The organism is Pseudonocardia benzenivorans CB1190, from assembly GCF_000196675.2.
GTDB classification, from domain to species: domain Bacteria; phylum Actinomycetota; class Actinomycetes; order Mycobacteriales; family Pseudonocardiaceae; genus Pseudonocardia; species Pseudonocardia benzenivorans.
The window spans coordinates 6,274,185-6,286,388 of the sequence record NC_015312.1; the positions used below are offsets into that span (position 1 = coordinate 6,274,185).

Genomic DNA, 12,204 nt, shown 5'->3' on the forward strand with positions numbered 1-12,204 from the left:
ATGGCCGGAGCTGACAACGGCGGGACGACCTCGGCAACATTCGCCCGGCCGCGGATCGTTGCCGAGGCGTGCCCGGACGGCGCGGTCCTGCTGCAGTCGACCGACGAGCTGCACGCCCATCCCGACCACGTCGGGCAGGAACTGCACCGCTGGGCCGACGCGGCACCCGACCAGCTGCTGATCACCGAGCCGACGCCCGAGGGTCGCCGCGCCGTCACCTACGGCCAGGCCCGTGCCACAGCCCAGGGCCTCGCGCAGGCGCTGCTCGACCTCGGCGCCGGCCCCGACCGCCCGGTACTGGTGCTGTCCGGGAACTCCCCGGAGCACTTGCAGGTGACGCTGGCCTGCTACCTGGCCGGTGTTCCGGTGGTGCCCGCGAGCGTCGCGTACTCGTTGTCCTCGGCCGACCATCGTCAGCTGCGCGCCATGGCCGCGCTCGTCCGGCCCTCGGTGGTCTTCGTCGACGACGCGAGGGCGTTCGCCGCGGCGATCGACGCCGTCGTCGACGTCGCCCATGCCCACGGCACGAGCGCCCCGATCGTCGTCACGCGGTGCGGCTCCGGCACCCGGGCCGGGCGCTCGATCGTCACGTTCGACGAACTCGCCACGACGCGACCGGGCCGTGCGGCCCGGCAGGCCTACGACGCAATCGCACCCGACACCGTCGCGAAGATCATCTTCACGTCGGGGTCGACCGGGTCGCCCAAAGGTGTGCTGACGACCCACCGGATGCTCACCAGCAACCAGCAGATGATGCGGCAGGTCTGGCCGTTCCTGCGCAGCGAGCCGCCCGTCCTCGTGGACTGGTTGCCCTGGAGCCACACCTTCGGCGGCAGCCACAACCTCGGCCTGGTCCTCAGCAATGGCGGCACCCTGCACATCGACGCAGGACGGCCCGCTCCGGTGCACTTCGACCGCACCATCGCCGCCCTCACCGAGGTCCCCCCGACGATCTACGTGAACGTGCCGGCCGGATACACACTGCTCGTGCCGCGTCTGGAGGCGGACCCCGGCTTCGCCCGACACTTCTTCTCCCGGCTACGGCTGCTGTTCTACGCCGCCGCCGCGCTCCCGCAGGCGCTGTGGGATCGCCTGGAGTTACTCGTCGATAAGCACGCCGATCATCCGATCCCGCTCACCGCCTCGTGGGGTACCACCGAGACCGCGCCCGCCGCCACGTCGGCGCACTGGTTCGGCTCCCGCTGCGGTTGCATCGGGGTGCCGCTGCCCGGCGTACGCCTCAAGCTCGTCCCCACCGATGGCAAGCAGGAGATCCGCATCGCGGGCCCGTCGATCACACCGGGCTACCACGAACGCCCTGATGCCACCGCCGACGCGTTCGACGACGAGGGCTTCTACCGGACCGGCGACGCAGTCGTCCTGGTCGACGCGGAGGACCCCGGCCAGGGCCTGATGTTCGACGGCCGGATCGCCGAGGACTTCAAGCTCGCGACGGGCACGTGGGTCAGCGTCGCGACGGTCCGCGGCAGGCTTCTGTCAGCTGCGAGGGTGCTGACCGACGTGGTCCTCGCCGGCCACGACCGCGACGAGATCACCGCACTCGCGTGGCTCAACATCGACGAAGCCCGCGCCGTCTGCGGCCTCCCCCCGGACGGCGACGTGGAACTCGACCACCCCGCATTGCGGCGACACCTCGCCGCCGCCCTTGCCCAGGCCGGAGCCGGCACTGGGTCTGCAGGGCGAGTCGTGCGGTTGCTGCTCTGCGACGAACCCCCCGACCTCGACGCAGGCGAGATCACCGACAAGGGCTACATCAACCAGCGGGCGGTCCTGGAGCATCGAGCCGACCTCGTGGAGCTGCTCTATTCGCCGGACGGTGACGCCCGCATGATCGAGTCGGCGCCGGTGGCTGTTCGCGGTCGAGGCCCTGCTTCATCGTGAGAACAGATCGACTTCGCGAGTCCACCTCTCGTGGAGTGACGCACGAATCGAGCGGCCGGCATGGCTCCCGACCGGTTGCCGACGCGGTGACGGGTGGCCGGCCGCCGAGCGCGGTGTGGTTGCGGTGGCGGCTGCCGATGTGCAGCCAGATCGGCAAGGCTGCGGCGCGCTGCTTCTCGTCGCCCTTCTCGCGACGCCCGTCGACCTCGTCGCGCCGGTCGCGCCGCTCGTGCCCGTTTCGGCAGGGGGATCGACCTCGGCCGCTCCCTGCCCGCGCTCGCCGGCGCATCTCGCGTCGGGCTCGGCGCAGGCCCGCCGGGGGCGGCGGTCGCGGCCCTCGTGTGTCGTGACACACGCCCGGCCGGCCCCTCACCCGCGCGGAGAGCCCCCGCGGAGAGGGATACGGTCTGCCCGTGGTGCCTCCCGACGGTCCGGCCGCTCCGCGGCGGCCTCCCCTCGGCCCGATGCTGCGGCGCACCGTCGACCGCCGCTCGTTGCTGATGCTCGCCGTCGGGACGGCGGCGCTGCTGTCGGGCTGCGGCCATCCCGGCGACACTCCCGGTCCCACGCCGGGCGCGCCGGCCGCGGTCCCGCCGCTGCCACCCGTCCCGGGGCCGCACCCCGGGCCGAACCAGGTCCTCAGCCACGGCCCGACGGGCGCGACCGACCGGCGCATCGCGCTCACCGTCGACGACGGGACCGCACCCGACGTCGTCGCGGGCTACGTGGACTTCGCCCAGCGCACCGGCATCCACCTCACGTTCAGCCCCAACGGCACCTACAACCGCTCGTGGGCCCCGCACGCGCCCGTCCTGCGCCCGCTCGTCGCCACCGGTCAGGTGCAGATCATCAACCACACGTTCACCCACCGCGACCTGCGCAAGCTCGGCGACGCGGACCGGCGCACCGAGCTCGAGCGCAACGACGACTGGGTCGTCACCACCTTCGGCGTCACGACCCGGCCCTACTACCGGCCGCCCTTCGGGTTCCGCACCCCGGCGATCGACGCCCTCGCGGGCGAGCTCGGCTACACCCGCACCGTGCTGTGGGACGGCTCCTTCTCGGACTCGGAGACGGTCACCCCCGAGTTCCTGATGGGCATGGCGCGCAAGTACCTCCAGCCCGGGGTCATCAACCTCGGGCATGCCAACCACCCGACGATCCTGGGACTGTTCGACCAGGTCACCGACCTGATCCGGCAGCGGCGGCTCACCCCGGTGACCCTCGACGAGATGTTCGGGACGAGCCGCGCCACGGGCTGACGCCCGACACCCGCCCTGCCCGGTACCGTCTGCGCGGGACCGCCACCGGGACCCGGGCGGGCCGTAGGCTCGCCCCGACGACGCGACGACTGCGAGGTGGATCATGGCCGTCACGAGGGGGTTCGTCGGACGACGGGCCTCGGCGCGCGACCCCCGGCTGCCACCGGGCCAGTACGACGTCGGCTCCTCGTGGCCGGTGCTGACCGCGGAGTCCACGCCGAGCATCGGCACGGACCGGTTCCGGCTCACCGTCGACGGGGCGGTCGAGGAACAGGTCACGTGGGACTGGGCGCAGCTGCGCGCGCTGCCCGCATCGACCTGGCGCGGCGACATCCACTGTGTGACGACGTGGTCGAAGCTCGACACGTGGTTCACCGGCATACCGGTCGACGTGCTGCTCGACGCGGCGCGCCCGCTGCCGACGGCCACCCACGTCATGGTGACCTCGTCGACCGGTTACACCACGAACCTCCCGCTCGCCGACGTCGTCGACGAGAAGGCCTGGGTGGTCTGGGAGCACGAGGGCGCGCCGCTGGCCCGTGAGCACGGCGGCCCGGTGCGGCTGCTCGTCCCGCACCTGTACTTCTGGAAGTCCGCGAAGTGGATCAGCCGGATCACCCTGCGGGACTCCGACGAGCCGGGGTTCTGGGAGCGCAACGGCTACCACATGCGCGGCGACCCCTGGCTGGAGCAGCGTTTCGATGGTGACTGACGACCTGACCAGAGCCGCGGCCGCGCGGGCGACCCGGTGGCGCGACGCCCGCGTCGTCGACGTGACCCACCACGGCGACCGCGGCGTGGTGCTGCGCCTCGACGTCCCGGACCGGATCCCGCACCGGCCCGGCCAGCACTACGTGCTGCGGCTGCGCGCCGAGGACGGCTACACCGCGAGCCGGTCGTACTCGGTGGTCTCGGCGCCGTCGGAGGACCTGGTCGAGCTCTACGTGGAGCGCATCCCCGACGGGGAGGTCTCGACGTTCCTCGTCGACGTCGTCGAGCCGGGGGACCTGCTCGAGACCCGCGGCCCGATCGGGCGCTGGTTCGTGTGGGACGGGCGGAGCCGGGCGCTCGGCATCGGCGGCGGCAGCGGGGTCGCGCCGCTGGTGTCGATGCTGCGGCACGCCCACGAGATCGGCCGTCCCGAGCTGCTGTCGCTGGCCGTGACGGCCCGGTCCGCGGCCGAGCTGCCCTACGTCGACGAGCTGCGCGCCGCGAAGGCGCTCGTCGCGCTCACCCGGGTGAACGACCTGCCGCCCGGGCCGACCCGGCTCGACGCGGCGGTGCTCGGCGCGCTGGTCGACCCCGGCGCGACCGTCTACCTGTGCGGCTCCACGCGGTTCACCCTCGCGATGGAGACGCACCTGGCGGTGGGCGGTCAGCCGGCGTCGACGATCCGGGTCGAGCGGTTCGGCGCGGGCGTCGCGCCGGGCTGACCCGGCAGCGACGCGGCCGGGTTACCGCACGCCCTCCCACAGCAGCCGGTCCGAGCGGTTCGGGTCCGGCACGCCCTGCGCCTTCTCGGCGATCAGCCCGGTGATGCGCCGGTCGAGGTCGTAGGCGTCCCAGCCGGGATTGCCGCGCGTCACGAACGCCGTCCAGGCGCCGTGCGCGGCCTCGGTGACGGCGGCGGACGGCGGGCCGATCCGCGTGCGCGTGCTCTCGTGGTCGGCCGTGCCGAACACGAAGGGGATCTCCACGCCGTGGCAGGCGCCGAGCCCGCCGTTGACGCCCGGTTCCGGGTGGTCGAACCGGTAGACCCAGCTCGTCCCGGTGCCGGCGGTGACCCGCGCCTCGGCGTAGCGCAGTGCCGGGACCCCGAAGAACCAGTCGGTGACCAGGGCCGCCATGAGGTCGCCGGGGCTCGCCCCCGGTCGGGCCTCGCGATACGCGGCCACCCCGTCGGGGCCGAGGCCGTAGGCGGCGGCGCCCCCGAGCAGCGTCGGTTCGTCGACCAGGTCGATCGTGCCCGCGGCCACCAGGAACAGCCGGGCCTCGTCGCGGTTCCATCCGGTCAGCAGGTCGACGGGCGCGGTCCGGCCGGCGCGGGCGGCCTCCAGCGGATGCTCCGGGAGCAGCGTGCCGTCGACGACCGGGGCGAACGGCAGCAGGCTCATCGCGATGCTGCCCCACTTCTGCGGATCGGGTGCCGTCTGCACCTCGACGACCAGGTCCGATGCCACCTGCACCAGCCGCGGCAGCGGGACCGCGGCGATCGCCTCGCGGGTCGCCGGCACGCCGAGCGCCTCGGCGAGCAGCCTGCCGACGGTGCGACCCAGCTCCGGGGTGAGCGTGTGCGCCCAGGCACCGGACTGCGTGATCGCGCGGCCGAACAGGCCCCGTGCCGAGGGCATCGCCGTCAGCGTCGTCACGCTCATCGCGCCCGCCGACTCCCCCGCGACGGTCACCCGGTCCGGGTCGCCGCCGAACGCCGAGATGTTGTCGCGCACCCATTCCAGCGCCGCGACCTGGTCCTGCAGGCCGAGGTTCGCGACCCCGGCCTCGGCGGAGTCGTCGAGGAACAGGAAGCCCTCCGCGGCGAGCCGGTAGTTCACCGCGACGCAGACGACGCCGTCGCGGGCGAACGCCGTCCCGTCGTACTCGGCGACGGAGTTGGACCCGTTCATGAACGAGCCGCCGTGGATCCAGACCAGGACCGGCAGCCCGGCCGCGCCGGGATCGGGGGTCCAGACGTTGACGTTCAGGCAGTCCTCACCCGGGACGACGACCTCGGGGAACAGCGGTTGGTACTGCGGCGGGTAGTCGCCCTTGGGCACGGTCGGGCCCATCCGGCCCGCGTCGCGCGTCCCGTCCCACGCCTCGACCGGCCGCGGCGGGGCCATCCGGTTCGCCCCGAACGGCGGCGCGGCGTAGGGGATGCCCAGGAACGCGGCGACCCCGTCGCGCCACCGGCCCTCGACGGCACCGGACCGGATCGTCACTCGCGGGTGCTCCGTCATCTGTCGGCTCCTTTGCCACAGATCGGCGAAATGTTGCAGTCCCACCGTGGCCCCGCGCGGAACCGCTGTCAACGGCCGGATGGCGGCAGCGGCGGCGCCGCCCGACCGTCACCGCGGCCGGGAGGCCCCGCGCAGCAACGCCGTGACGGCTGCCTCCGCCTTGTCCGCGTCCGGATCCTCGCCGCTGATCAGGTCGGTGTAGATGAACGACTCGGCGATGCGGGTCACCAGGTAGGCCAGGTCGGGCAGCGGCATCGTCGGCACCCGGTCGCTGCGCGCGAGCTCGACCCGGACGAGCTCCCGGACCGCCTCGACGACGTGGCGCTGCACCGGCCCGGCCCGGGTGGTGATCAGCCTGAGCGCACGCTCGGTCTCGCGACGCAGGAACGCGCGGTAGTACGGCGCCTCGATCACGGCGCGGGAGAACTCGCCCATGATCCTCCCGACGCGCTCGGGGCCGCACCCGCCGGTCCGTTCGGCGACCCCGCGCAGGGTGGGGTCGGCCAGCGAGATCAGCACCGTGCCGATCAGCTGGTCGCGGTTGCCGACCCAGCGGAACAGCGTCGTCCGGTCGACCCCCAGCTCGGCGGAGAGCCGATTGAGGTCGATGCGCTCACCGGCCACGAAGGCCCGGCGCGCCAGCCGGACCGCCGCGGTGACCCCCTCGGCCGTCCCCGTCATGGCGACATCGTGCCCGGCCGTCGCGGCCCGGTCGACGGGGCCTGGCGCCGGGCTGCGGTGACTGAAAAGCTGATCACGGCCGGACGAGCGAGGGGGACGACGATGGTCGAGGCGGCGATCGCCGAGCACGGTCTCATCGGGGACCTGCACACGGCGGCCCTGGTCAGCACCGACGGGTCCATCGACTGGTTCTGCTGCCCTCGGTTCGACTCCCCGTCGGTGTTCGGGGCTCTGCTCGACGACGCGAAGGGCGGCCACTTCCGGATCCGTCCGAGCCGGGCGGTCTACCAGTCCAAGCAGATGTACCACCCGGACACGGCCGTGCTGATCACCCGGTTCATCTCCGAGGGCGGCGTCAGCGAGGTCGTCGACTTCATGCCGCCCGCCGGCCCTGACGTCACCGGCCACCACCGCATCGTGCGGATGCTGCGGTGCGTGCGCGGCGAGGTGTCGTTCGACGTCGACATCGCACCGCGGTTCGACTACGGGCGGGCCCGGCACGCACTGCACCTCAACGACCACGGCGCGGTGTTCGCCACCGACGACCTCACGCTCACGCTGCACGGCGTGCGCGAGCCCGGCGACCCGGAGCTCGGGCATGTCGCGGTCGACGACGGCGACCTGCAGGTGCGCGTCGACCTCAAGGCGGGTGATCTGCGCGGGATGGTGCTGGAGGCGGGCGCGTCCGGGCCGCCGCGGGACATGCGGGTCGCCGAACTGCGGCAGCTGTTCGACGAGACCGTCGGGTTCTGGCGGACCTGGCTGGGCCGCTCCACCTACCGGGGCCGCTGGCGGGAGATGCTCGGCCGGTCCGCGATCACCCTCAAGCTGATGACCTACCGGCCGACGGGTGCGCTCGTCGCGGCGCCGACCGCGGCGCTGCCCGAGCAGCTCGGCGGCGAGCGCAACTGGGACTACCGCTACACGTGGGTGCGCGACGCGTCGTTCAGCGTGTACGCGCTGCTCAAGATGGGCTTCACCGGGGAGGCGGCGCAGTTCGTCGGCTGGCTGCGCGAACGGGTCGGCGAGGCGGGCGACTCGGGCTCGCCGCTCAAGATCATGTACCGCGTCGACGGCACGTCCGACCTCTCCGAGGAGGAGCTGCCGCACTGGTCGGGCCATCGCGGCTCACGGCCGGTGCGCATCGGCAACGGCGCCGCCGACCAACTGCAGCTCGACATCTACGGCGAGGCGCTCGACAGCATCTCCTTCGCCGACCGGCGCGGCATCGCCTACGGGCACCGCGGCTGGAAACAGATCGGCGGGGTGCTCGACTGGCTGGCCCGCAACTGGGACCAGCCGGAGGAGGGCATCTGGGAGACCCGCGGCGGGCGCAAGGACTTCACGTACGGCCGGCTGATGAGCTGGGTGGCGTTCGACCGCGGCATCCGGATGGCCGGCGAACGCGGCCGGCCCGCCGACGTCGCGGGCTGGACGGCGGCCAGGGACGCGATCTACGACCAGATCATGACCCGCGGCTTCGACGAGGAGCGGCGGGCCTTCGTCCAGCACTACGACGACAAGGTCCTCGACTCGTCGCTGCTGCGGATGGCGACGGTCGGGTTCGTGGTGCCCACCGACCCGATGTGGCACTCCACCCTCGCCGCGATGGAGCAGGAGCTGGTCACCGACAGCCTCGTGTACCGCTACGACCCGGCCGCCTCCCCCGACGGTCTGCGCGGCTCGGAGGGCACGTTCTCGCTGTGCTCGTTCATGTACGTCGACGCGCTGGCCCGGGCGGGTCGGCTCGACGACGCGCAGCTCGCGTTCGAGAAGATGCTGACCTACGCCAACCACGTCGGCCTGTTCTCCGAGGAGATCGCGCTGACCGGCGAGCAGATCGGCAACTTCCCGCAGGCGTTCACCCACCTCGCCCTGATCGACGCGGCGGTCACCCTCGACGAGGCGCTCGACCGCCGACGCTGATTGCACTTATGCGCATAACACTATAAGTTCCGGGGCGTGGGAGCACTGCGCGAGCCGGCCGGCGCCGCCACCGGACACGGGCACGGCCACGGGCACGGGCACGGCGTGTCCGCCGCCACCGACCGGCGTTGGCTCACGTTCGCGCTGGTCCTCATCTCGGCGTTCATGGTCGCGGAGTTCGTGATCGGGCTCGTCGCGGGCTCGCTGGCGCTGCTGTCCGACTCGGCGCACATGCTGACCGACGCCGCCGCGATCGTGCTGGCGCTCATCGCCATCCGGCTCGCCGCCCGGCCGGCCACCGGCGGGTACACCTACGGCCTGCGGCGCATCGAGATCCTCTCCGCCCAGGCCAACGGCATCACGCTGCTGCTGCTCGCCGTCTGGTTCGGATACGAGGGCATCAGCCGGCTCGTCGACCCACCGCAGGTCGAGGGCGGGCTCGTCCTGATCACCGCGCTGGTCGGCATCGTCGTGAACCTGGCCGCGACCTGGTGCATCAGCCGCGCGAACCGCACCTCGCTCAACGTCGAGGGCGCCTTCCAGCACATCCTCAACGACCTCTTCGCCTTCGTCGCGACGGCCATAGCCGGCGTCGTCCTCGTGACCACCGGGTTCACCCGGGCCGACGCCATCGCCGCGCTGGTCGTCGCGGCGCTGATGGTCAAGGCGGGCTGGGGCCTCGTCCGCGAGTCCGGCCGCATCTTCCTGGAGGCCGCCCCGCGCGGGACCGACCCCGAGGCCCTCGGCGCCGAGCTGGTCGCCATCCCGGGCGTCGCCGAGGTGCACGACCTGCACCTGTGGGAGATCACCTCCGGTGAGGCCGCGCTGTCCGCGCACGTCCTCGTCCTCCACGACGAGGACTGCCACCGCGTCCAGAGCGACATCGAGGAGGTGCTGCGGAGCCGGCACGGGCTGCGGCACACCACGCTCCAGGTCGACCACGAGAACGGCGCGCACGACGAGTCCGACCACTGCGAGGAGGCGCACGGCCCCGCCCACCGGCCGGTCCCGACGGGCCAGGGCGAGGGCACCGGCTGAGGTCCCGCACCCTCGACCGGGCCGCGCCACCGGTCCACACTGGGCCGATGTCCGACCCGAAGGCGGCCTACGAGCGGCTGCGCGGCGCCCACCTCGCCGCCGTCCGGGCCGCGCTGGAGGACCACGTCGCACGAGCGGACTGGCCCCTGGAACGCATCGAGCGCTACCGGACCCAGCGGCTGCGCTCCCTGCTCGCCTTCGCCCGCGAGCGTTCGCCGTTCCACGCGGCACGGCTGACCACAGTGGACCCCGCCACCGCCACGGTCGAGGACCTCGTCCGGATCCCCCCGATGCTCAAGAGCGACGCCCAGGACCGATGGGACGCGATCGTCACCGCACCGCGCGTCGACCGGGCCGGGGCCGAGGCCGTGCTGGCCTCGCAGCAGTGGTTCTCCTACGGCCCCGACGGCCTGCAGGTGTTCAGCTCCGGCGGCTCGACCGGCGTCCGCGGCGTCTACGTCTGGGACTGGGACCAGTTCGTCACGCTGGCGTGCCTGGCCTGGCGGTGGCAGGTGCGCGGCGCGCGCCGCTCCGGCCCGTCGGGCCCGTCGGTGCTGGGGGTGCTGGAGGCCGGCGGGCCGCCGCACGCCAGCACCCCGCTCTTCGACGTCGCGACCGACGACGCGATGCGGACGGTGGTGATCCCCGCGGCGGCCGCCTTCGACGAGGTACGCGCCGCCGTGGCCGACGCCCGGCCGACCCAGCTCGTCGGGTACGCGTCGGTGATCGGACGCCTGGCGCGCGAGGTGACCGCGGGCAGGCTCGACGTCGCCCCCACCCGGGTGAGCACCAACTCCGAGCCGCTGAGTGACGAGGACCGCGACGCCATCACCGCCGCGTGGGGCGTGCCCGTGCACAACCTGTGGGGCTCGACGGAGATCGGGGTCCAGGCCGTCGGCTGTGGGGAGGGCGAGGGCCTGCACATCTGTGCCGACGAGGTGATCCTCGAACGTGTCGACGCCGACGGCCGCCCGGTCGGACCCGACGAGCCCGCGGTCCGCACGCTCGCGACCGGGCTCGCCGGGCGCACCTTCCCGTTCCTGCGCTACGACCTCGGCGACGAGGTCACCCTGCTGCCGGGACCGTGCCCGTGCGGGAGCGCGATGCCACGGGTCGCCTCGATCGCCGGTCGCCGCGACGACGACTTCCACTACCCGACGGGCGCCACCGTCCCGGCCGCGGCGTTCCGCTACGTGCTGGGGACCGACCCCGCGATCGCCGAGTACCAGGTCCGGCAGACGCCGGACGGCGCGGAGGTGCTCGTCGTCGGCACCCCCGACGTCGACGCCGTCACCGCCGCGCTGGTCACGTCGGTGGCGCCGCACGGGCTGGCCGACGCGGCCATCCGGGTCGAGACCGTCGGACGGATCCCGCGGCACGCCGCGACGGGCAAGCTCCGCCGCTTCGTCGCACTGCCCGGGTGAGCGCGCGATGATCCGGTCGTGCTGACGGCGCCACGGGCCTGGTCCGACCTCACCCCGTCGTGGATGAGTGCCGCGCTGGGCAGGCCCGTCACCCGGACCCGGGTCGGGGACGTCGTCCACGGCACGAACTCCCGGGCCCTCGTCGAGGTGTCGTACGCCGACGGACCCGGCCCGCCGCGGGTCTTCGTCAAGCGCGAGGGCCGCGTGCTGGGCCGCCTCGCGCTGACCGCCCTCGGTGCCCGCGAGGCCGAGACCGACCTCGTCCGCCACGGGACCCGGCTGCCGCTCGAACACCCCGCGTTCCACGCCGCGGCCGCCGACCGCCGCCGGCTCGCGACCGTCGTCGTCATGGAGGACGTGACCCTGCGCGGCGGCCGCCCCCACAGTGCGCTCGTACCGCTGGGCGTCGAGCAGGTGGCCGCCGGCCTGCGCGAACTGGCCGGACTGCACGCGGCCTACTGGGACGCCCGGCTGCCGGCCTTCGCGCGACCGTGGCGGCTCGGCCCGGCCTGGGCGCCCGTCGTCCGCGGCGGCTTCGTGCACGCGCTGCTGAAGCTGCGGCGCGCCGGGCACCGGCTCCGCGTCGGCGCGGCCGATCTCGACCGGGACTTCCGGGCCTGGGCGCGCACCGCGTCGACCGGCCCGCAGACGCTGCTGCACGGCGATCCCCACCCCGGCAACACCTACGGCGTCGGGACCGGCGTCGGTTTCTACGACTGGCAGCTCGTCCGCTCGGGCAGCTGGGTCCACGACGTCGGCTACTTCGTCACGTCGAGCCTGTGCGTCGACGACCGGCGCGAGCACGAGCGGGCCCTGCTGGAGGGCTACCTCGACGCGCTGGGCCACCGCCCGGCCGACGCCTGGTCGCGTTATCGGCGCACCCCCGCCTTCGGCCTCGGCTCCTGGTTGCAGACCTGGGCCGCGGGCACGTTCCAGCCCGACGACGTCTGCCTGGCCACGATCGAGCGGTTCGCCGCCGCCCACGACGACGCGCGGTCCGGATGAGCGACCGCC

10 protein-coding genes are annotated in these 12,204 nt (G+C 73.6%); 8 read left to right on the top strand and 2 right to left on the bottom strand.

All coding sequences use genetic code 11. From position 1 onward, the window contains the following. The 4 genes from PSED_RS29720 to PSED_RS29735 all read left to right on the top strand — a co-directional run bounded on the left by PSED_RS29720 (nt 1) and on the right by PSED_RS29735 (nt 4,597). Entirely contained in the window at nt 1-1,902 is a 1,902-nt protein-coding gene (locus PSED_RS29720) for a feruloyl-CoA synthase (protein ID WP_013677938.1), read from the top strand. Between the two features lie 464 nt (nt 1,903-2,366). Beyond that, the gene (locus tag PSED_RS29725) at nt 2,367-3,164 is read left to right on the top strand and encodes a polysaccharide deacetylase family protein (RefSeq protein ID WP_013677939.1); all 798 of its coding nucleotides are present in this window, start codon (nt 2,367-2,369) and stop codon (nt 3,162-3,164) included. A 103-nt stretch (nt 3,165-3,267) separates the two neighbouring features. Further along, nucleotides 3,268-3,876 carry a sulfite oxidase-like oxidoreductase gene (locus tag PSED_RS29730; RefSeq protein WP_013677940.1) on the top strand — a complete coding sequence of 203 codons (609 nt, stop codon included), beginning with the start codon at nt 3,268-3,270 and terminating at the stop codon, nt 3,874-3,876. Beyond that, nucleotides 3,866-4,597, top strand: coding sequence for an FAD-binding oxidoreductase (locus tag PSED_RS29735; RefSeq protein WP_013677941.1), 732 nt, complete (start codon nt 3,866-3,868; stop codon nt 4,595-4,597). Before PSED_RS29730 ends, PSED_RS29735 begins: the two co-directional genes overlap by 11 nt. A 21-nt stretch (nt 4,598-4,618) precedes the next feature. Here the strand turns inward: PSED_RS29735 and PSED_RS29740 are convergent, their stop codons facing one another. Both PSED_RS29740 and PSED_RS29745 read right to left on the bottom strand, forming a co-directional pair. Then, the gene (locus PSED_RS29740) at nt 4,619-6,121 is read right to left on the bottom strand and encodes a carboxylesterase/lipase family protein (protein ID WP_013677942.1); all 1,503 of its coding nucleotides are present in this window, start codon (nt 6,119-6,121) and stop codon (nt 4,619-4,621) included. Nucleotides 6,122-6,229: 108 nt separating this feature from the next. Further along, entirely contained in the window at nt 6,230-6,802 is a 573-nt protein-coding gene (locus PSED_RS29745) for a QsdR family transcriptional regulator (protein WP_013677943.1), read from the bottom strand. 102 nt (nt 6,803-6,904) lie between these two features. On the opposite strand from PSED_RS29745, the gene PSED_RS29750 reads away from it, so the two are divergent. The 4 genes from PSED_RS29750 to PSED_RS29765 are packed head-to-tail and all read left to right on the top strand — an operon-like array spanning nt 6,905 to nt 12,195. Further along, a complete protein-coding gene (locus PSED_RS29750) occupies nt 6,905-8,728 on the top strand; it encodes a glycoside hydrolase family 15 protein (RefSeq protein WP_013677944.1) in 1,824 nt (607 codons plus the stop codon). 36 nt (nt 8,729-8,764) lie between these two features. Next, the gene (locus PSED_RS29755) at nt 8,765-9,766 is read left to right on the top strand and encodes a cation diffusion facilitator family transporter (RefSeq protein WP_013677945.1); all 1,002 of its coding nucleotides are present in this window, start codon (nt 8,765-8,767) and stop codon (nt 9,764-9,766) included. 47 nt (nt 9,767-9,813) lie between these two features. Beyond that, complete coding sequence (locus PSED_RS29760; protein WP_013677946.1) at nt 9,814-11,190, top strand: phenylacetate--CoA ligase family protein; 1,377 nt, start codon at nt 9,814-9,816, stop codon at nt 11,188-11,190. 18 nt (nt 11,191-11,208) lie between these two features. After that, a complete protein-coding gene (locus tag PSED_RS29765) occupies nt 11,209-12,195 on the top strand; it encodes a phosphotransferase (RefSeq protein ID WP_013677947.1) in 987 nt (328 codons plus the stop codon). Nucleotides 12,196-12,204: the final 9 nt, after the last annotated feature.